Annotated in this window: 20 protein-coding genes; 11 read left to right on the plus strand and 9 right to left on the minus strand. The window is 42.1% G+C overall.

All coding sequences use genetic code 11. The features are described 5' to 3' along the window. Positions 1-46 precede the first annotated feature (46 nt). The 6 genes from I3259_RS02315 to I3259_RS02340 all read left to right on the plus strand — a co-directional run bounded on the left by I3259_RS02315 (position 47) and on the right by I3259_RS02340 (position 6271). Positions 47-415, plus strand: a complete 369-nt coding sequence (locus tag I3259_RS02315; RefSeq protein WP_005371287.1) for a YacL family protein — start codon at positions 47-49, stop codon at positions 413-415. Positions 416-626: 211 nt separating this feature from the next. Further along, the gene (locus tag I3259_RS02320) at positions 627-965 is read left to right on the plus strand and encodes a P-II family nitrogen regulator (RefSeq protein WP_008987933.1); all 339 of its coding nucleotides are present in this window, start codon (positions 627-629) and stop codon (positions 963-965) included. A 50-nt stretch (positions 966-1015) separates the two neighbouring features. Then, positions 1016-2245: an ammonium transporter gene (locus I3259_RS02325; protein ID WP_238028139.1), complete on the plus strand. Its 1230-nt coding sequence runs from the start codon at positions 1016-1018 to the stop codon at positions 2243-2245. A gap of 176 nt (positions 2246-2421) precedes the next feature. Then, the gene (locus tag I3259_RS02330) at positions 2422-3435 is read left to right on the plus strand and encodes a Fe(3+) ABC transporter substrate-binding protein (RefSeq protein ID WP_238028140.1); all 1014 of its coding nucleotides are present in this window, start codon (positions 2422-2424) and stop codon (positions 3433-3435) included. 167 nt (positions 3436-3602) lie between these two features. Further along, positions 3603-5231, plus strand: coding sequence for an iron ABC transporter permease (locus tag I3259_RS02335; protein WP_238028141.1), 1629 nt, complete (start codon positions 3603-3605; stop codon positions 5229-5231). Beyond that, positions 5231-6271 carry an ABC transporter ATP-binding protein gene (locus I3259_RS02340; protein ID WP_238028142.1) on the plus strand — a complete coding sequence of 347 codons (1041 nt, stop codon included), beginning with the start codon at positions 5231-5233 and terminating at the stop codon, positions 6269-6271. Before I3259_RS02335 ends, I3259_RS02340 begins: the two co-directional genes overlap by 1 nt. Before the next feature lie 84 nt (positions 6272-6355). On the opposite strand, the gene I3259_RS02345 is transcribed toward I3259_RS02340, so the two are convergent. Continuing rightward, positions 6356-6964 carry a TetR/AcrR family transcriptional regulator gene (locus I3259_RS02345; RefSeq protein WP_238028143.1) on the minus strand — a complete coding sequence of 203 codons (609 nt, stop codon included), beginning with the start codon at positions 6962-6964 and terminating at the stop codon, positions 6356-6358. 224 nt (positions 6965-7188) lie between these two features. Between I3259_RS02345 and hpt the strand changes: the two genes are divergently transcribed. Continuing rightward, the gene (hpt, locus tag I3259_RS02350; RefSeq protein WP_238028144.1) at positions 7189-7722 is read left to right on the plus strand and encodes a hypoxanthine phosphoribosyltransferase; all 534 of its coding nucleotides are present in this window, start codon (positions 7189-7191) and stop codon (positions 7720-7722) included. A 50-nt stretch (positions 7723-7772) separates the two neighbouring features. Here the strand turns inward: hpt and can are convergent, their stop codons facing one another. Then, complete coding sequence (can, locus tag I3259_RS02355) at positions 7773-8462, minus strand: carbonate dehydratase (RefSeq protein ID WP_238028145.1); 690 nt, start codon at positions 8460-8462, stop codon at positions 7773-7775. Between the two features lie 117 nt (positions 8463-8579). Here can and I3259_RS02360 point away from each other — a divergent pair, with 117 nt between their 5' ends. Both I3259_RS02360 and I3259_RS02365 read left to right on the plus strand, forming a co-directional pair. Next, entirely contained in the window at positions 8580-9512 is a 933-nt protein-coding gene (locus tag I3259_RS02360; RefSeq protein ID WP_238028146.1) for an ABC transporter ATP-binding protein, read from the plus strand. Further along, complete coding sequence (locus I3259_RS02365) at positions 9509-10279, plus strand: ABC transporter permease (protein WP_238028147.1); 771 nt, start codon at positions 9509-9511, stop codon at positions 10277-10279. Before I3259_RS02360 ends, I3259_RS02365 begins: the two co-directional genes overlap by 4 nt. A 68-nt stretch (positions 10280-10347) precedes the next feature. Here the strand turns inward: I3259_RS02365 and panC are convergent, their stop codons facing one another. The 7 genes from panC to sfsA all read right to left on the minus strand — a co-directional run bounded on the left by panC (position 10348) and on the right by sfsA (position 16524). After that, on the minus strand, positions 10348-11235 hold the full coding sequence (panC, locus tag I3259_RS02370) for a pantoate--beta-alanine ligase (RefSeq protein ID WP_238028148.1): 888 nt from the start codon (positions 11233-11235) through the stop codon (positions 10348-10350). Between the two features lie 10 nt (positions 11236-11245). Next, positions 11246-12040, minus strand: coding sequence for a 3-methyl-2-oxobutanoate hydroxymethyltransferase (panB, locus tag I3259_RS02375; protein ID WP_238028149.1), 795 nt, complete (start codon positions 12038-12040; stop codon positions 11246-11248). Positions 12041-12065: 25 nt separating this feature from the next. After that, entirely contained in the window at positions 12066-12551 is a 486-nt protein-coding gene (folK, locus tag I3259_RS02380) for a 2-amino-4-hydroxy-6-hydroxymethyldihydropteridine diphosphokinase (protein ID WP_238028150.1), read from the minus strand. Beyond that, positions 12548-13981, minus strand: coding sequence for a polynucleotide adenylyltransferase PcnB (pcnB, locus tag I3259_RS02385; protein ID WP_255721042.1), 1434 nt, complete (start codon positions 13979-13981; stop codon positions 12548-12550). The genes folK and pcnB overlap by 4 nt, the downstream gene beginning before the upstream one ends. Positions 13982-14035: 54 nt before the next feature. Beyond that, a complete protein-coding gene (gene gluQRS / locus I3259_RS02390) occupies positions 14036-14920 on the minus strand; it encodes a tRNA glutamyl-Q(34) synthetase GluQRS (RefSeq protein WP_238028151.1) in 885 nt (294 codons plus the stop codon). 311 nt (positions 14921-15231) lie between these two features. Next, on the minus strand, positions 15232-15681 hold the full coding sequence (gene dksA, locus I3259_RS02395) for an RNA polymerase-binding protein DksA (protein WP_238028152.1): 450 nt from the start codon (positions 15679-15681) through the stop codon (positions 15232-15234). Positions 15682-15810: 129 nt separating this feature from the next. Next, entirely contained in the window at positions 15811-16524 is a 714-nt protein-coding gene (gene sfsA, locus I3259_RS02400; RefSeq protein WP_238028153.1) for a DNA/RNA nuclease SfsA, read from the minus strand. 114 nt (positions 16525-16638) lie between these two features. On the opposite strand from sfsA, the gene hrpB reads away from it, so the two are divergent. Together hrpB and mrcB are read left to right on the plus strand one after the other, a co-directional pair. Beyond that, on the plus strand, positions 16639-19137 hold the full coding sequence (gene hrpB, locus I3259_RS02405) for an ATP-dependent helicase HrpB (RefSeq protein WP_238028154.1): 2499 nt from the start codon (positions 16639-16641) through the stop codon (positions 19135-19137). Positions 19138-19252: 115 nt separating this feature from the next. Further along, positions 19253-21730, plus strand: a complete 2478-nt coding sequence (mrcB, locus tag I3259_RS02410; protein ID WP_238028155.1) for a penicillin-binding protein 1B — start codon at positions 19253-19255, stop codon at positions 21728-21730. The last annotated feature ends 202 nt before the right edge of the window (positions 21731-21932 follow it).

Genomic DNA, 21932 nt, shown 5'->3' on the forward strand with positions numbered 1-21932 from the left:
TATCAGCTTATTAAAGCAAGAAGATCATCTCTGAGGAACGAAAGGTATGGACTACGAATTTAAAAAAAATACCTTGGACGGTACTTATCACGCTATTTTTTCCATGGGCCATGAAGTATTAGGTCGTTGGATTATTGAAGAAATAGGTAAGGATACCGAGAAGCTCGATCTCATCATGGATCAACTTAGTGCAATGAAAAACAGTAGCCAAGAATGGCGTTTAGTGGGAGAAGAATTAACCCTATTATTGCAAGATAATGAAGCCTTAGTTCAAGCTAACTGTTTGTTTTCAGAAGAAGAGGAAGACTTTGAAGAGGATTTTCATTTTTATGATGAAGAAAGTCTTTCAGTATGTGGATTTGAAGATCTTGAGCAAGTGTTAGAAGGTTGGCGTACTTTTATTGCTCGTTTTTAATGTTCTAATTGAAATTTAAAAATAGAATTGATTTGAGGCGTTTTTATGCTTCATGTTAGTGAGAAGGCTGCACTGTTATGGTGCGGCCTTTTTTCATTTATTATCCCGTAATATCTTAACTAATTGAATTTATTGTGAAATAAAAATTGGCACAATGCTTGTTTGTTAAGTAAGTGTAAACATCAAGGATTGGGTATTTGAGGAGCAAGCAATGAAGATTATTAACGCCATTATTAAGCCATTTAAATTGGACGACGTACGCGAAGCATTAGCCGATGTTGGTGTAGAAGGTATGACTGTCTCGGAAGTCAAAGGATTTGGCCGACAGAAGGGGCATACCGAGCTTTACCGTGGTGCTGAATATCAAGTTGATTTTTTACCTAAGGTAAAAATTGAAATTGCGACACAAGCTCAGAATTTGGATGCCATTGTTGAAGCCATCAGCAATGCCGCACAAACCGGGAAAATCGGTGATGGCAAAATTTTTGTTTACGATCTTGAGCATGCAGTACGTATTCGTACTGGTGAAGTGGACACAGAAGCACTGTAGTTCATAACAATAAAAGAATTGATGAATTGGGTTATTAGGGGAAGACGACCATGGAATTATCAACAACAGTAATAGAATTGCGTTATGCGCTAGACACCTTTTTCTTTTTGATCTCTGGCGCATTAGTGATGTGGATGGCAGCAGGTTTTGCGATGTTAGAAGCAGGTCTTGTTCGTTCGAAAAACACCACTGAAATTTTAACTAAAAATATTTGTTTATATGCTATCGCTTGTACCATGTACCTACTGGTTGGTTACAACATTATGTATGTCGATAACAGTGCGGGTGGTTGGTTACCCTCATTTGGAGCATTAATTGGTACGCAAGCTGAAGGCGCTGATCACTCTTTAGAATCTGACTTCTTTTTCCAAGTTGTCTTCGTTGCGACTGCAATGTCTGTTGTTTCTGGTGCGGTAGCAGAGCGTATGAAATTATGGTCATTCCTTATTTTCTCTGTGGTACTAACTGCCGTTATTTATCCTGTAGAAGGCTACTGGACATGGGGCGGTGGTTTCCTATCAGAAGCGGGCTTTAGCGACTTTGCAGGTTCTGGTATTGTACATATGGCAGGTGCAGCAGCAGCACTAGCAGGTGTATTACTATTGGGTGCACGTAAAGGAAAATACGGTAAAAACGGCGAGATTTACCCAATTCCGGGTTCAAACATGCCACTTGCAACATTAGGTACATTTATTCTGTGGTTTGGTTGGTTTGGTTTCAACGGTGGTTCACAGTTAATGGTATCTGACTTTGAAAACGCAACAGCTGTTGGTCAAATCTTCTTAAATACTAATGCCGCAGCTGCCGCTGGTGCCATTGCAGCGCTAGCGGTATGTAAAACAACATGGGGTAAAGCTGATTTAACTATGGTATTAAACGGTGCGTTAGCCGGCCTGGTGGCTATCACGGCAGATCCATTATCACCATCACCAGTTGCTGCGGTAATTATTGGTGTGGTTGCAGGTGCATTAGTTGTGTTTAGTATTATTGCGCTAGATAAAGTGAAGATTGATGATCCAGTAGGTGCGATTTCAGTACACGGTGTATGTGGTCTATTTGGCTTAATGGTTGTGCCATTTAGCAATGCTGATGCAAGCTTTATGACGCAGTTATTTGGCGCAGCGGTTATCTTCGGTTGGGTGTTTGCTGCAAGCCTTGCTGTATGGGGTGTATTAAAGGTAACGGTTGGTATTCGCGTAACAGAAGAAGAAGAATTGGAAGGTATGGACTCACATGACTGTGGTGTTGATGCTTACCCTGAGTTTGTTAGCGTGAAATAAAATATAAGTAATTAATTACTTTATAGTTAAAAAAATCGCCACCTATTTATAGGTGGCGATTTTGTTTTTTGATTGTAATTATTTGTAACAAGTGGATTGCGAAGGGAAGTGTTTTACGTATAATGAATCTTATTGAGAAACATTATCATTACATTTTGCGTTTAAGGGAATAATCAATGAAAAAGCTTTTAGCTTCAGCAATCCTTATGGGTTTAGCCGCTCCTCAAGTTGCCACTGCTGCTGAAGAGGTAAATGTTTATTCATATCGCCAACCTTTTTTAGTTGAGCCTATGTTTAACGAGTTCACAAAAGAAACTGGCATTAAAGTTAATGTGAAATTTGCTAAAAAAGGTCTTGCTGAAAAACTACAGCAAGAAGGCGAATACAGCCCTGCAGATGTAGTATTAACAACTGATATCAGTCGTCTTGTCGAGCTTTCAGATAAGAAGCTAGTTCAGCCAGTTGATAGCAAAGTGATTGATAGCAATGTACCTGCTCAATACCGTGATAACGAAGATGAGTGGTTTGCTCTAACATTGCGTACGCGAAACGTATATTCATCAAAAGATCGTGTAGGTAAGCTACCAGCTTCTTTTGATTATGCTGATTTAGCAAAGCCTGAGTGGAAAGGTAAGATTTGTACTCGTTCAGGTAAGCACCCGTACAATGTTTCATTGGTTTCATCGATGATTGCACATTACGGTGAAGCAGAAACGAAAACATGGTTAGAAGGTGTGAAAGCAAATCTTGCTCGTAAGCCTCAAGGTAATGACCGTGCACAAGTTCAAGCGGTTAAAGAAGGCTTATGTGATTTAGCGATTGGTAACAGCTACTACCTAGGTAAGATGGTTAATGACGAAAACCAAAAAGCATGGGCTGAAGCGGTTTACATTAACTTCCCTGGTCAAGAAGGCAAAGGTACACACGTTAACGTAAGTGGCATGGCAATGGCAAAAAATGCGCCAAACCAAGCAAATGCTCTGAAGTTAATGGAGTTCTTAACATCGGATAAAGCACAAGAAATGTATGCTGAAGTGAACTACGAATACCCAGTAAAAGACGGTGTTAAGCGTTCAGAGTTAGTTGCTTCTTGGGGTGATTTTAAAGCTGATGATGTATCACTAGACAAGATTGCACAGTACCACAATGCAGCAACAAAACTGCTAGATGAAGTGAAGTTTGATCTGTAATTAGTTACAAAATAAATGGGGCGCTAAGCCCCATTTTTACATCATACTTGGTAAGTTTTGCAATAAGTTGTGGTAGTTTTCTCTTCCCGTTATGAGGGAAGGTCGATACTGAATTTAGTCACTTTTTGTCATGGCTAAAGATATTGAAAAATACTAAGTAGTAGTAAATGAAAGAGAAGTTTTTGTTTTGGAAAGCCGGTAGTTGGACGTTTGCTCTACTACTGGTTTTTCCCATTCTGGCAATATTTTTTACCGCAATGGGCAACTCTGATGAGGTATTTGGTCACCTAATGAATACGGTGATGCCAACTTATGCCTTTAATACCGTCGTGTTGGTTGTTGGCACGGTATTGTTGTCGCTCTGTTTTGGTATTCCCACTGCGTGGTTAATGGCAATGTGCCGTTTACCTACTGAAAAAACACTTCAATGGGCGCTTGTTTTACCTCTAGCGATGCCCGGCTATATCGTTGGTTACCTTTATACTAACTGGTTTGATTATGCTGGCCCAATCCAAATATTTTTAAGAGATATTTTTGGTTGGCAACATATTAGCGATTATTGGTTTCCTGATCTTCGTTCATTAGGTGGCGCTTGTTTTGTATTGGCTCTAGTGCTTTATCCTTATATTTATCTTCTCGTGCGTGCGGCATTCATGGAGCAGAGTGTTAGCTTATTACAATCAGCGCGTTTGCTTCGTTGTACACCATGGGAAAGTTTCCGTCGTATTTCACTGCCGTTAGCACGTCCAGCTATTGCTGTTGGCGTATCATTAGTAGCAATGGAAGCATTAGGCGATTTTGGTACCGTTAGTTACTTTGCGGTTAATACGCTAACAACAGCGGTTTATGATACGTGGTTAGGGTACTCAAACCTTTATGCTGCCGCGAAAATTTCAGCCATCATGTTGCTTGTTATTTTCTTTTTGATCAGCAGTGAACGTTTTAGTCGTCGTAAACAAAAGATGTTTCAACATCAATGTGACAATGATGGAGACGTTAAGTACACCTTAAAAGGATGGAAAAAGTGGTTGGCACTCATATGGTGCTGGGGACTTGTTAGCTGTGCTTTTATTTTTCCGTTGCTACAGCTCGGTTATTACGCCATTGAGTATTTCAGCCAGAGCTGGACGCCAGAATTTCAACAATACAGTTTAAACAGTTTATTTGTCTCGATTACCGCTGCTGTTATCGCGGTAATTTTAGGGCTTTTGGTTAATTTTTATCGACGCCTTGATGGTAGTGGTTTTAGTCAGATGCCAATCCGCTTATCGTCATTAGGCTACGCTGTACCTGGTACAGTGTTGGCGATCGGAGTAATGATCCCACTCACGAGTGCTGATCATCTGGTTAATGATATTGCGATTAGCTTAGGGTTAGGTCGTCCAGGATTGATTTTCTCAGGTACGATATTCGCGATTATTTTTGCCTTTGTGGTCCGTTTTGCTGCCGTCGCAATTGGTAGCATTGAAACAAGTTTAACCAAAGTCTCGCCATCATTAGATATGGCGTCGAAAACCATGGGTTATGCCTCAACAGCAATGTTGAGAAAAGTCCATCTGCCATTAATACGTCGTGGTTGTTTAATTGCTGGGTTACTGGTGTTTATTGAGTCAATGAAAGAGCTCAATGCGGCATTGCTGCTACGACCATTTAATTTTGAAACCTTAGCGACTTACGTATTTAATTTTGCGTCAGATGAACAGCTAGAGCTAGCAGCATTACCGGCTATTTTGCTGGTGGTTGTGGGTTTAATTCCCTTGGTATTGGTTAACCGATCTTTGGAGCGAAAGAACTAATGAAACATGCATTATCTGTCAGCGTCTTAACCTGTAGTTACCATGGTCAGCCAGTGTTGAAAGACTTATCGTTAGCGGTTAACTCAGGTGAGATCGTTTGTCTGTTAGGTGCAAGTGGCTGTGGTAAAACAACGCTATTAAAAGCGATAGCAGGATTGCTACCTTTAGAACAGGGTTTTATGTCGATTAATGGGCGGACAATTGTTGATGAATACCAGTGGTTACCACCAGAGAAACGTAATATTGGGATGATCTTCCAAGACTATGCGTTGTTCCCGCATTTAACTGTGGCGCAAAATATTGCGTTTGGTCTGCGCCACTGGGATAAAGCACGTATTGTTGCCAAGATAGATGAAATGTTAACACTCGTACATTTAACGGGGTTAGAGGATCGTTATCCACATCAATTATCAGGTGGGCAGCAACAACGTGTAGCGATTGCTCGTGCGCTGGCGTGTGAGCCTGATTTGATTTTGTTAGATGAGCCTTTTTCTAATATTGATACACAAGTACGCCATAGCTTGATCCGTGATATTCGTAAGATTTTTAAAGCGCAGGGGGTTACCGCAATTTTTGTGACTCACAGTCGTGAAGAAGCTTTTGCTTTTGCTGATAAGATGGCAGTGATGAATCACGGCGTGATTGAACAATTTGGTACGGCAACGGAGTTGTATTATCAGCCAAGTAGTCGGTTTGTCGCAGATTTCTTAGGTACTGGCTCTTATCTTCCTGCAACGGTAAAAAATCAAACACGGTTATTAACTCCACTGGGGGAATTAGCGTTAGCATCTAATGAAGCTTTGCTGGCTGAAGGCGCTTCTGTTGATTGGTTATTAAGGCCACAAAACTTACGTGTAAGCTTACAGCAAGATGGCGATGGAGAAATTATTGAACAACAATTCATGGGAGATAGCTGCCGTTACACGGTTGATTTTTCCGGCCATCAATTGATTGTTAATTCACATTTATTAATGAATATTGGCGATCGTGTTGCGGTTGAAGTAGAGCCTCATTTACCGGTGGTATTTGCGGTTGCGTAGTTGCTTCTAAAAGATAGTTGTTTTCAACGTCGCTAATAGTAACAAAGCCTGTGTAATGCAGGCTTTGTTATTTCTATACTTGGATTAGCGATTTAATGCTAATGCTTCAAGGTAGATTTCAGCTTGTTGCTGAAGTGCTGTTTGATCTGGTAATAAGTTGGCTTGGATATAAATTACATAACAAATGCCGTGTAACAATTTAGCTAAATCCTCGGCTTTTTGTGCTGTAGTAATTTCACCGTTATCGATAGCTTGAGCAAACGCATCACGTACTTTATGCAGGTTATTACGATTGGTTTCGACAAACTGTGGCCATACTTCATCACGTACAGAAGTACTCCATTCAAACCAGACTTTAATCCAATCTTGTTGGTCTAAAACCGTATCGATAAGATTGTGGCTAATGCAGGTTAAACGCGCATGAAGCGTCTTGTCTTTATCTCCCAGACATTCTTCTAGTAATGCACTAAACTCGTTTTCAACTTCAACTAAGACTTGCTCAACCAGTGCTTCTCGGGTTGGAAAGTAATTAAATACGGTTGCAACGGAAACGTTTGCCATTTCAGCGATATCAGCATGTCCTGCACGGCCGATACCTCTTCTTGCAAAAACTTCCAATGAATAATCAAGCAGTTGCTGTCTTCTCTTTTCTGGTGAAAGACGAGTACGGGTTTTTTTGGTAATCGTATCCATAATTAATAATCCCTAGCCTAAGTATAAAAACTGTTTATGCATCTGTTTTAATAAGGCTAGGTTACATAATAAACAACTGTTCGGCAAATATAACTAATCTAAAGTGTTTCGTATAATTGACACTATTGATTAAATAACCATTATTTCAAAGGAGTGGTACAATGCGATTCCTTTGAAATAAGTAGCCTGTGATGGCTAGTGCAGTCGCACAAATGGAGAAGAAAATGAAACATACAATTGAAGTAATGATTTCTGAGCAGGAAGTTCAAGAACGTGTTAAAGAGCTAGGTAAGCAAATCACTGAGTGTTATAAAGATTCAAAAGATTTAGTGATGGTAGGCTTATTGCGTGGTTCTTTTGTGTTCATGGCTGATCTTGCACGTGCGATCGACTTGCCTCATGAAGTCGATTTTATGACTGCATCAAGCTACGGTAATACCATGGAAAGTAGCCGTGATGTTCGTATCTTGAAAGATCTTGATGATGACATCAAAGGTAAAGATGTACTGCTGGTAGAAGATATTATTGATACTGGTAATACACTGCATAAAGTGTGCGAGATCTTATCGCTACGTGAGCCTAACTCTATTCGTATTTGTACGTTATTAGATAAGCCAGAGCGCCGTGAAGTCGACGTAAAAGTTGATTGGTATGGCTTTGTTATTCCTGATGAGTTTGTTGTCGGTGTTGGTATCGACTACGCACAAAAATACCGTCATTTACCTTTCATCGGTAAAGTGGTTCCAGTTAAGGAATAAGAAAAAGCGACCATCGGGTCGCTTTTTTTATCGTTAGATATTCAGAACACTTAGCTTGTTTTTTCTGCTATATGATCGTTAATAGATTGCTCTAGCGGTGGTAGTAGTGAAGACATGGCTGCTTGATAGCCCACTTCTAATGTTTCACGGCTAGTTGAAGTTACACCGAGATCTTTAAGTACGCCATTGCTTGTGCCGTAGATCCAACCATGGATCTTAACGTCTTGTCCTCGTTCCCATGCTTGCTGCAAAATGGTTGAGTTACCTAAGTTATAGACTTGAGAAGCGACGTTAATTTCAGATAATTTATCATCCCACTCTTGGCGAGGAAGGGCGCCTAAATCAGTACGGTGCTTTAAATAAAGATCGCGAATATGTAGCAGCCAGTTATTAATCAAGCCTAGCTGTGGGTTTTCAATTGCTGCTGTAACACCACCACAGCCATAGTGACCACAAATGATGATATGTTTAACCTTCAGTACGTCAACAGCATACTGAACTACAGATAGACAGTTAAGATCGGTGTGGATCACTTGGTTGGCTACGTTACGGTGAACGAATAATTCACCAGAAACAAGGCCTGTTAAACGTTCAGCAGGAACGCGACTATCAGAACAACCAATCCATAGGTATTGTGGATGTTGTCCTTTTGCTAATTCAGTAAAGTAGTCAGGATCTTCATTTTTAATGTTTTCCGACCAAGATAGGTTGTTTGCGAAGAGCTGCTTAATATCTGCCATGATGATACCTTATATTGATATGTTCCTTACTATACACAAGCTTCGCTAATAGCAAATCGGATTAGTGATAGATAAGTAATAATTCCTTTTATTTTTGTAACAGAAAGAGCGCAATTTATGAACGCTTTAGAAATAAAAAATGTAAGAAAAACTTACAAGGGCGGTGTAGAAGCGCTAAAAAATATGAGCTTAACCGTTAATGAGGGCGACTTTTTTGCTTTGTTAGGTCCTAATGGTGCGGGTAAATCAACCACGATTGGTATTATAAGCTCACTGGTGAATAAGACCTCGGGATTGGTAAAAATCTTTGGTTATGATTTAGACTCTGAAAAAGTCGATGCGAAAAATCAGCTTGGTTTAGTACCACAAGAATTTAATTTCAATCCTTTTGAAACCGTTGAACAAATCGTGATTAACCAAGCCGGTTATTACGGTGTAGAGCGTTCGCTTGCTAAAGAACGTGCCAAAAAATATTTATCACAGCTTGATTTATGGGGTAAGCGCAGTGAGCGTGCTCGTAATTTATCTGGTGGAATGAAGCGTCGATTAATGATTGCTCGAGCATTAATGCATGAACCTAAGTTGCTGATTTTAGATGAGCCAACTGCGGGTGTTGATATTGAATTACGCCGATCTATGTGGACGTTTTTACGTAAAATAAACCAAGAGGGGGTGACGATTATTCTTACCACTCACTATTTGGAAGAAGCCGAAATGCTGTGTCGTAATATCGGTATTATTAACCACGGTGAATTGATTGAGCATACCTCAATGAAAAACTTATTGGGAAAGCTTGAATTAGAAACGTTTATTTTAGATATCAATCCACAACAGACGCCACCAAACTTAATTGGCTTCAATAGTCTATTGGTTGATAGTGCAACTTTGGAAATTGAACTTAAAAAAGGCGAAAGTTTAAACCCTGTATTTAGTCAATTAACTGAGCAAGGGATCGAGGTTAAATCGATGCGTAATAAGAGTAACCGCTTAGAGGAATTGTTTGTCACTTTGGTAAACCAAGCACAGAATAATAAAGGGGTTGAGGCGTGAAGAAACAATATTGGATCGCTTTTAAAAGCTTAATTGCCAAAGAAATCCATCGATTTACCCGTATTTGGGTACAAACGTTAGTCCCCCCTGCAATTACCATGACCTTGTATTTCATTATCTTTGGTAACTTAATTGGTAGCCGAATAGGTGATATGGAAGGGTTTAGTTACATGGCCTATATAGTGCCGGGGTTGATCATGATGTCAGTGATCACTAATTCTTATTCTAATGTTGCGTCTTCTTTTTTTAGTGCTAAATTTCAGCACAACATTGAAGAATTATTGGTTGCGCCAGTTCCTAACTATATCATTATTGCCGGTTATGTCGGTGGTGGTGTACTACGTGGTTTAGCCGTAGGGACATTGGTTACTATTGTGTCATTGTTGTTTGTAAAGCTTCACATTGCACATATTGGTGTGATTGTAGCAACCGTGGTAATGACATCTATCGTGTTCTCATTAGGCGGCTTAATTAATGCGGTATTTGCTCGCACGTTTGATGATATCAGTATTATTCCAACGTTCGTGCTAACGCCGTTGACTTATCTTGGTGGGGTGTTTTACTCGATCAATTTATTACCTGAATTTTGGCAAGGTGTATCGAAAATCAACCCAATTGTTTATATGGTCAATGCCTTCCGTTACGGCTTTCTTGGCGTCTCTGATGTGGGGATTGGTACCTCTTTTGCTGTATTGGGTGTTTTTGTTATTGCGTTGTATAGCGTGGCATATTATCTAATATCACGTGGAATTGGATTACGTTCATAACGTTATATTTAAAATAAAAAAATACCGCTCAATGAGCGGTATTTTTTATTAACCGTTATTACTAACGTTTATTCAGCGATGTCTTCATCTGATGTTTGAGTCGGTCCCAAGTCAACAACTTGGTTATCAATCAGGCGGACTTTACCTAATTGAGATGACATCAAGATCACCGCTTGCTGAGTTTCTTCGGTTACAGGCAGTAGTGTTACAGCATCGCGGATAAAACATTTATCAGGTTGTAAACCAGCGGCACGTAATTGATCATTGGCATCAACCACTAGCTCGTCATAGTCAGTTCGACCACCACGCATTTGGCTGCTGATCCAACGCATAGTACGAGCAAGTACAGGTGCTCGTTGACGTTCATCTACTGTTAGTTTGCCATTGCGTGAGCTCATGGCTAAACCGTCCATTTCACGTACCGTAGGTACACCAACAATTTTGATATCGAGTTCAAGATCGATAACCATTTGACGAATAAGTGCCAATTGTTGGAAGTCTTTTTCACCAAAGCAGGCAACATCAGGCTGAACGATATTAAAAAGTTTGTTAACGATGGTTGCTACACCACGAAAATGACCTGGACGCAATTCACCTTCTAAGATGCTAGATAGGCTTGGTACTTCAACAAATGTTTGATTGTCTAAACCGCCAGGGTACATTACCTCCGGCGTAGGCGTGAATACCACATCAACCATATTTTGTTGGTGCAGTTTGACTATATCTTGTTCTAACGTACGTGGGTACGTTTGTAGATCTTCAGCCTTATCAAACTGCATGGGATTAACAAAGATACTAGCAATTACAACATCGGCATGCTTACGCGCTTTACGCATCAGCGTTAAGTGGCCTTCATGCAAATTACCCATAGTTGGAACAAAAGCAATACGACGACCCTCACGGCGCCAAGTACGAATTTGCTCTCTTAGTGGGGCAATATCGGCGAATGTTTGCATCTTTTATTCCTTATTCAAAGGTATGTTGAGATCCTGGAAATTCACCGGTCTCAACATCTTTAATATATTTAGTGACGGCCGCACGCATGTCGCCAGTTTCTGTGAGGAAGTTTTTCGAAAACTTCGGCATATAATTGGCAGAAATGCCGAACATATCGTGCATAACTAGAATTTGACCATCGGTACTGTTACCTGCACCAATACCAATCACGGGAATTTCTACCGCTTTGGTAATGCGTTCAGCAAGGCTAGCTGGTACACATTCAAGAACAATGATTTGTGCGCCTGCATTTTTTAATAGGATAGCGTCTTTAACCATTTCATCGGCTTTGTCGATATCACGGCCTTGTACCTTGTATCCACCAAAAATATTGACTGATTGTGGTGTTAAACCAAGGTGAGCACAAACAGGAACGGCACGTTCAGCTAACATAGAAATGGTATCTGCTAACCATGCGCCGCCTTCTAGTTTGACCATATTAGCGCCAGCACGCATTAGCTTTGCAGCGTTTTCACATGCTTGTTCTGGCGTTGCATAACTCATAAATGGCATATCAGCCATCAGTAATGCATTTGGACTTCCCGCACGAACACTACGCGTGTGGTAAGCGATCTCTTCTACAGTAACAGGAAGCGTATCTTCACGGCCTTGTAAAACCATGCCAAGAGAATCACCAACCAGTAATACTGGCATTTCCTGCTGCTCAAACAATTGAGCGAAACTTGCATCATATGCAGTGACAGATGCGAACTTACGACCTTCTTGCTTCCATTTCATGAGATCGTTGATAGTAATTTTCTTCATAGCTTTTCCTCGCCCTGATAGATTTTTATTTTTGCCAGATAGCTAAGCCATTGAGGTCTACCTGATCCAATAGAGTGGATAAAGGGGTGTTGTCAGGTAGAATTAACTTAGGGCTTATCTCAGCTAACGGATAGAGTACAAATTCTCGTACTTTCATACCGTAATGTGGAACGGTTAAACGTTCGCAATGGTGCTTAAGATCACCATATAACAGAATGTCGAGATCCAAGGTTCTTGGTCCCCAACGTTCATCTTTTCGCACTCGACCATGTTCAAGTTCAATGGCTTGAGTTTGATCAAGTAATGTGAGTGGTGCTAAATCGGTATCGATTGCTACCACGGCATTAATATAATCGGGTTGGTTTTGTGGCCCCATTGGCGTACTGCTGTATAGGGATGACACGGCAACGACTGTTATATCGGGATGTGTGCGTAAAGCATCGATGGCGCTATTAGCTTGGGCGATAGGATCGCCCAAGTTACTGCCTATTGCGATATAAGCTCGGATCATGATGATTTCGGCTGTGGCTTTTTACGGCGCTGCTGTGGACGGCGACGACGTGGGCGACGACTGCCGCTTTCATTAAGGTTCATCACCATTTTACCACGTTGGTTGCGATCCACGTTTTGGAACTCACTCCACCATTGCGCTAACTCTTTAACGTCATGACCTTCAAATAGGGCACGCATTTCTAAGAAATCGTATGCGGCACGGAATTTAGGATGTTCCATGGTTTTAAACGCACGCTTGCCACTGCGACGAGCAAAGCGTAATTGCTGTTGCCAAATATCGCGAACAGTCGTGGTATGGCGGCGTGGGATCGCAATAGTACGAACTTGATCATCAAGAATATCGTTACTAGCCACCATAAATGCGTCGTAGAACGATAAACCACTGGCAAAAGATACTTCTTCTGCACGGATCATCATTGGATACCACAGCATTGCCGCATAGATAAAGGCAGGGTTGACGCGTTTATCTTCTGCAATACGCTTATCAGTAGATGCCAAGATATGCTCAATCATCTTCTCGGTTTGGCTACTGTGATCTTCGGTGAAATGATCGGCCAAAATCGGGAAAAGTTGTTGGAACAGGTTATATTCACGTAGCATGCGGTACGTTTCTAAACCTTGTCCTGATTGCAGCAGTTTTAGGCTTTCTTCGAACAAACGTGCCGATGGGATATCTAGCATGAGTGGCGCAAGATCTTTGATCGGCGCAGCCGTTGTTGGATCAATTTCCATGTCTAGTTTTACCGCGAAACGTACTGCACGTAACATACGTACAGGATCTTCTCGGTAACGGGTTTCAGGATCACCCATTAAGCGAACAATACGATTGTTAAGATCGTGAACACCGTTGGCGTAATCGGTCACCGTAAAATCTTTCACACTATAATAAAGTGCGTTGATGGTGAAATCACGACGCTCTGCATCTTCTTCAATCGTGCCGTAGACATTGTCACGAAGTAACATGCCTTCTTGGCTACGCGATGAGATTTGCGGTTTTTGTTTGCTATCTTTTGGTGCTGTAGCTTGTACAGGAGCGTCAGAATGGTGGCCGCGGAATGTTGCCACTTCGATAATGTCACGACCAAATAAGATATGGGCAAGACGGAAACGACGACCAATTAAGCGACAGTTACGAAACAGCTTTTTAATGTCTTCTGGTGTTGCATTGGTTGCAATATCGAAGTCTTTAGGTTGTTTGTCTAGTAGTAAATCACGTACGCCGCCACCTACTAAGTAAGCGTCGTAACCGGCTTTGTTTAGACGATATAGTACTTTCAGCGCATTTTCGCTGATATCTTTACGTGAAATGCTGTGCTCTTGGCGTTGGTAAACTTGCAAAGTTTGTTCCTCTGGAACGCGAGTACTACTGTCGCGATTCAATACTTTACGGCAAAAGCTGGCTACTCGATTAAAGATAATACACCCCATTATGTGCATCTGGTTCAACAAACAGCCGTATATAATATATCACGGCAGACTATTTTAGAATGCTAGTGTGATAGCGGTGGTTTTTGGTAGCTTATCTAGCTGCCAGTGCGCAACGCCCCACATTAAAATTTCTTCTACAGTGTGTGCAGCAAGATCTGCTGGTGGCGCAAGGCCTAAAAACTGTAGCGCTGCAACCAAGGCCGGACGCGGATTGGTTTTATCAATCGCAGGTGCATGGTTTTGTTTTGACAATTTATTGCCATTTTCCGTTACAGCGAGCGGTAAGTGTAAATAGCTCACAGGGGTATGACCAAGTTGTTGGTATAAGCCGATTTGACGTCCCGTAGGTTCAATTAAATCAGCACCACGAACAATTTCAGTGATCCCTTGTTCGATATCATCAAGCACAACCGCAAGATTATAAGCAAATAACCCGTCTCGACGTCGAATGATAAAATCTTCTCCCGCAACCGCAGTTGGTAGAGCGATTTGACCATGTAATTGGTCATCGAAAAGAGTGATAGGTTTGTCCACTTTTAACCGAACAGCACTGTCTTTAGGCTGTTGATTGAGGTTACGACAGGTACCTGGGTAAAAACCGCCTGCTTCTTTGATTGCTTTACGACTACATTGACAATAATAAGCATCGCCTTGGGCTAACCATTGGTCGATTTGACTTTGGTATGCATCATGACGTTGGCTTTGATACATAATCCCACCGTCCCATTCAAAGCCATAAGCTTCAAGGGTACGCAAGATATCATCAGCAGCACCGGACATTTCTCGTGGAGGATCGAGATCTTCCATTCTGACAATCCAGCGCCCTTGGTTTGACTTGGCTTGCAAGTAACTACCGAGTGCAGCTATCAATGATCCGAAGTGAAGTGGCCCTGAGGGTGATGGCGCAAAGCGTCCTATATATTTTGTCGTCTGTGTCATAAATTATGAACAATAAAGCAGCCTAGGTCTGATTAGGTGACTAGGCTCGGCGTTAAAATATGTTGGCCAGAGCTAGGGGATACTGCAGCAAGGCAACCCTCCAAACTGAATAAGATTCTTAATACAGAACCTTATTCAGTTTGGTGCGAGCTAATCTTAAGCTCAACTGAGCGTGATTAGAGCGCAAGCAATGACTAACATGGATAAGTCGCGCTAATAATAGCGCGACACAAATTAAATCGCACGCTAGTGTAAACGAAAGAGGGAGCTTTCGCTCCCTCTAAAATTAGGCATTAACGCAGGCGACGTAATTAGCCAGCCATTTGCTTTTCTTTGATTTCTGCAAGTGTCTTACAGTCAATACAAAGTTCTGCTGTTGGGCGAGCTTCTAAACGACGAATACCGATCTCGATACCACAAGAGTCACAGAAGCCGAAATCATCTTCTTCAATGCGCTTTAGGGTTTTTTCGATTTTTTTGATCAGTTTACGTTCACGGTCACGGTTACGTAATTCAAGGCTGAATTCTTCTTCCTGAGCTGCACGATCGACAGGATCGGGGAAGTTAGCGGCCTCGTCTTGCATATGGTTTACTGTACGATCAACTTCTTCACGAAGCTGATTACGCCATGCTGAAAGAATCTTATGGAAGTGATTGCGTTGAGCTTCACCCATATACTCTTCACCAGCTTTTTCCTGGTAAGGTTCAACCCCAGCAATAGCCAGGATGCCTAGTGATTTTTTAACGTTGGTCTCTGGCATATAGCATCTCCTAATGTACCTAATAACCGTCACTGGTTAATTTTGGGCGGTATCTATAGCAGAAAGGGTTGGCTGTGGCAATTACTGTCTTTCTTCAATTCTATACCAATGTGAAGAAACCATCATTTTTTAGTTTGAATGACGAAATTCTATACAATTGGTCAGCTTGATTTGGTCTTTATTGAGCTCTGCTTTGTAGCAAAGAACCTCAACACCAGCCTTTACTGCTTGCGTTAGTAGTTGAGCGTATATTGGATCAATATGATCAGCTACTGATACGTTATCAATTCCCGAATGTAAAACTGCAAACAAGAGCACCGATCTGTTGCCTTGATCAACCATCTCCATTAATTCTCTGAGGTGTTTTTGCCCTCGAGTGGTTACGGCATCAGGAAAATAACCTTGTCTATTTTTCCCTAATAAGGTGACGCTTTTTACTTCAATATAGCAGGGCGGTCGACTTTCTGACTCAAGTAATAAATCAATGCGACTATTTTCAGTGCCATATTTAACTTCAGCTCGCAGTGATGTGTAATCGGTTAGTTCATCAATTACGTCATTTTTAATTGCTTCTTCCACTAATCGATTTGCTTGGGCTGTGTTTACGCAAATCCAATCATTATTCAATGTTTGAGTGAGCTCCCAACTATTGGGGTATTTACGTTTTGGATTATCAGAGGTGGAATACCAAACAGTACTGCCAGGCTCGGCACAGCCTGTCATAGCACCCGTATTGGCACAATGGATAGTGCGAACGTCACTATTATCAAGTTCAATGTCAGCTAAAAAACGCTTATAACGTTTGATCAGTTTGGCCGATTGTAAAGGTTGCGCAAATTTCATAGTTCTCTCAGTGGCTGATTATTGTTTTTCGTTGTCGGTTACCTTTTCGCTACAATGGCAATTAAAGGTATGGGCATTAGCCAATAAATTAGATCATGACATAAGGTACTCAGCTTGTCACAACTCCCAATAGCAGATGTATTACCCAATTTATTATCAGCACTGACATCTTCATCTCAACTGATTTTAAAAGCACCACCGGGGGCAGGTAAGTCGACATTTCTACCGCTTTCATTATTACAACAAAATACGTTTACCGGACGTATCGTAATGTTAGAGCCAAGACGATTAGCGGCAAGAAATATTGCGGGATATTTAGCTCGTCAGTTAGGTGAGAAGGTCGGGGAAACTGTCGGTTTACGTGTACGAGGTGAAACTAAAGTCAGTGCAAAGACCAAGCTTGAGATTGTCACCGAAGGGGTGATGACCCGAATGTTGCAACAGGATCCTGAACTGACAGGCATTGATTTACTGATCTTCGATGAATTTCATGAGCGCTCTATTCACGCCGATACCGCATTAGCGTTAGCACTCGAAGTACAGCAAGCGCTTCGCGATGATTTAAAGGTTTTGGTAATGTCAGCAACCTTATCTCAGCAAGCATTGATAGCGCTATTGCCTGAGGCGAGCTATATCGAATCGCAAGGGCGCTGTTTTCCTGTTGAATATCGCTATGTTGGGCAAACTGAGCCGAGAGATCTTATTGAAAAAATGGCGCAAGCAATATGCCAATTACTTAACGCTGAATCTGGATCTATGCTGGTGTTTTTACCTGGCGTTGGTGAAATTAAACGCTTAGAGCAACTGCTAAAAGAACGCTTAGATGGCGAAACATTACTTTGTCCGCTCTATGGTCAATTGAGTATTGAACAGCAACAACAAGCGATCAATGCGCCAATTAATGGGCAACGTAAAGTGGTGTTGGCGACGAATATTGCTGAAACCAGTTTAACTATTGAAGGTATCCGATTAGTGGTTGATAGCGGGTTAGAGCGCATCGCACAGTGGGATCCAAAATCAGGTATTAGCCGCTTACAGCAAGTACGTATTGCACAGTCATCGGCAGAGCAACGAGCAGGACGAGCTGGACGTTTATCGGCGGGTATTTGTCTGCGAATGTACAGTGAAGAGCAACTACAGCGTCAACCAACAAACCCTCAGCCTGAAATTTTACGCAGCGATTTAACCTCATTGGCAATGGAATTAGTGCAGTGGGGCTGTCATGATCCCGCTGAATTACAATGGCTTGATATTCCTCCTGCGATCGCATTGCAACAATCTCGTGAATTATTGGTACAACTTGGCGCCATGGATACGCGAGGTCAACAAACTGAGCGAGGAAAACTGATCCAAGCTTTAGGTGCTGATCCTCGTCATGCTGCGGTTCTAGCCTTTGCCCTTGAACACTACCGAGCGCAACAGGATGAGACAATATTGTCGACAGCAGCCATGCTTGTGGCGTTATTAGAAGATCCGCCGCGTGGGATGGACAATCCGGATCTCGGTTTTCAATTACATTTATTGGAAAGTCAAAAGCTTGTCAAAGCAGGGCATTACTGCCAGCGCGCGAAACAAGCCCAACAAAAACTTTATCAATACCTTGATGACAAACCCAAGATCACGTCATTAACAGTGAATAACCAATGGCTAGGTGCATTGTTAGCAGCCGGTTTTCCTGATCGTATTGCAATGACACGTAACCATGATGGACGTTATCAGTTGGCAAACGGTCAAGGTGTGATACTCGATGTGGATCAAAACCTGGCATCTGAACATATATTGGTGGTCGCGGATGTAGTGAAAACACGCCAAGGTGACAGTCGAGTTTTTTCTGCTGTGTCTGCTGATTTAGCCCAATTACAACAGGCGCACCCTCAGTTATTTACCAAGAAAGACTGGCTGGATTGGGATGATAAAAAAGGGCGATTAAGCGCTGAGCACCGGATCTATTGTGGCAAACTTATTGTTAGTCGATATATTGCCGCCGATCCTGATCCCGCCCTCGCCAGTGAAGCGCTGGTTAATGCAATTAAACGCAAAGGGTTATCGGTATTAACGTGGACAGATAAAGCCACTTCGTTGCTGACACGTGCACGTTGTGCTGCTCGCTGGTTACCAGAGCTTGAGCTTCCTGCATTAGAGGAAGCGGATTTACTTGAAGCGGCTGATCGTTGGTTATTGCCTTATATGAATGGGATCAAAACCATGAAAGGTGTCGCTAAGTTAGATGTACTTGCCGCATTAGAAGCGTATTTAGGTTGGGATAAAAAGCAACAAGTCGATTTGCTACTGCCTACGCATTATCAAGTCCCAACAGGGACTACTATAAAGATCCGATATCATGAGCAACAGCAACCTGTGCTAGCAGTGAAATTACAAGAAATGTTTGGTGAAAAAGTGTCGCCTTGTATTGCTAATGGCAAAGTGGCACTGGTATTGGAATTATTGTCTCCCGCACAAAGGCCACTGCAAATTACACAAGACTTAGCCGCATTTTGGCAGGGCTCGTATAAGGAAGTACAAAAGGAAATGAAAGGTCGATATCCGAAGCACCCATGGCCGGATGATCCTGCTAATCACGTGCCTACCCGTAAAACCAAAAAATATATGTAGCAATAGACCTGTATATATAATCAGGTATAGTGTTCATTATTAGCTATAATCACGTTTTTAGGAGCAATGATAGTTGCTCCTATTTTAATATAGGAATGACCTTAGTTGATGCATTATGATTAAGTTGCCTCTTCATTTTCAGTCAAGAAAACACGTTGCACCACCCAAAGACAGTGGTGGAAAAAAGCCGACGACACCACGAAAGAAAACCCCAGTAAAACCTACAGCAAAAAAGCCCACTAAACGTACTCCTGCTGCGAGTGCAACCAAAAAGGTGCCAGCTAAGAAATCAGCCACGAAAAAAACAAAGAAGTCGGTGAAAACAGATCGTCCTTGGTTACGCAAGCTGGGTTGGTTGAGCTTTAAAATCGGCTTAGTGGTTGTTGCTGCCATGCTGGTTGTGGGGATTTACCTTGATACGATTGTACGTAATAAAATGGATGGTCAAATTTGGGATTTACCGTCCGTTGTGTATGGTCGAGTATTAACACTTCGCCCTGATCAACACATCAGTATTAGGGATGTGCGTCGTGAATTGGATTTATTGAAATACTACAAAGTGCGCACGCCAACCCGTATTGGGGAATACTCTGCTTCATCAACTCGCATTGAATTGATCCGACGTCCGTTTGATTTTCCTGAAGGTGCAGAGAAGAAACAGCATGTGTTGCTGACGTTTTCGGGCACTACGCTAACAAGCATTAAAGATCTCACCACCAAGCGTTCGTTAGGTTATTTCAACATTGAACCGAAAATGCTAGGCATGCTGGGGCTTTCAGGTAATGAGCAGCGTATTTTTATGAAGCGCGACGAGTTTCCACCACTCTTAATTGATGCATTACTCGCGACAGAAGATAGAGATTTCTATCAGCATGATGGTGTATCACCATTGGCAATCATTCGCGCCATGTTTGTGAACTTGCGTGCGGGTCGAACGGTACAAGGAGGCAGCACCTTAACCCAACAGCTCGCTAAGAACTTATTTTTAAGTCGTGAGCGTAGCCTATGGCGTAAAGTTCGTGAGGCTTACATTGCCGTTATTATTGATTATCGCTATAGCAAAGATCGGATATTAGAAGCTTACCTTAACGAGATTTATCTGGGGCAAAATGGCGGTAAAGAAGTTCATGGCTTCCCATTGGCTGCTAGATTGTATTTTGGTCGCCCATTAGAAGAGCTCACATCAGCCCAATTAGCAATGCTGGTGGGTATGGTTAAAGGACCTTCTCAATTTAACCCTTGGCGACATCCTGAACGTACGTTAGAACGCCGTGATTTAGTCCTCAGCCTATTGTTGAAAAATAATACCCTTACAGGTGCTGAATATGAAGTGGCAGCCTCTAGCCCATTAGGGGTGCAAAAAACACCGAAGATTGCGAGTCGACAGCCCGCTTATTTCCAGCAGCTACAACGTGAATTAGAGCGTGATGTCGGTGATATTTATAAGTCAGGTAAAGGGCTGCGTATATTTAGTACGTTAGATCCATTGTCTCAACAAGCGGCTGAGCAAAGCGTTGCATCAATGGTACCTAAGCTAAATAAAAAAGCAGGGCTTAAAGTAGAAACCGCGATGGTAGTGGTTGATCGCTTAAGTGGGGAAGTACGTGCTGTTATCGGCGGAAGTCGTCCTGGTTATGCTGGCTTTAACCGCGCATTAGATGCCAGTCGTCAAATTGGTTCATTGGCAAAGCCTGCGGTGTATTTATCGGCATTAAGTCAACCGAATCGTTTTAGCTTAGCAACCAGCTTAGATGACAAATCCATTGTTCTACGAGGCAGTAAAGGTAACTCTTGGCGTCCACGTAACTATGATCGTAAGTTTAGAGGGCAAGTACCACTCTATTATGCGTTAGCGAATTCATTAAATGTGCCGACTGTTAATCTGGGTTTAAAAGTCGGGTTAGGGACTGTGATTGATACCATGGCTAAGTTGGGGGTGGATCGTAATGAAGTGCCTAAGTTGCCGTCTATTTTGTTAGGTTCATTTACCTTATCGCCTTATGAAGTTGCGCAAATGTTCCAGACAATCACAAGTGGTGGTCGCAGAGCAGATTTAACGGCATTACGCGCGGTTGTTGATCAGAAAGGTAGGATTCTTTATCAAAACTACCCTAAAGCCTCTCAGGTGGTACCAGAGCAAGCAGCATGGCTGACAACTTATGACATGAAGCGGGTAGTGAGCCAAGGTACAGCCCGTTACTTACAGAGTAAATTTAGTGCTGCGAAATTGGCAGGTAAAACGGGTACCACAGATAAAAACCGTGATAGCTGGTTTGCGGGAGCTGATGGGCATGAAGTCGCAGTGGTATGGGTTGGGCGTGATGACAATACACCAGTGCGATTAACGGGCTCTAGCGGTGCATTAAGAATTTATGCTGATTACTTAACACGTCGTAAGCCTGCACCATTAACGCTGCCATGGCCTAAGCAGATCACTACCATGAAGTATGATAAGCAAGCGAATGGGACATTAACCCCTAATTGTAGTGGTAATGTAACCTTGCCGGTTTGGGATCAGGATGGGCAGCTTAAAGCTCAGTGCTCAACTAAAAAGCCAGCAGCTTGGATCACAAATATGTTCACGGGTGGTTAACCGCGCGTATTAATCATTATTGGTAAAGCCTCGCTCATTGTAGTGGGGCTTTTTTTTATCTAATAATTGTTAGATAGGCTAGGAAACAGAATAGATAATTGATTTTATCGAGATGAAAAAAAACCTCATCAAAGATGAGGTTTCAAAAGATGGTGCCGACTACCGGAGTCGAACTGGTGACCTACTGATTACAAGTCAGTTG

Source organism: Photobacterium sp. Ph5 (assembly GCF_022129445.1).
Classification (GTDB): Bacteria; Pseudomonadota; Gammaproteobacteria; order Enterobacterales; family Vibrionaceae; genus Photobacterium.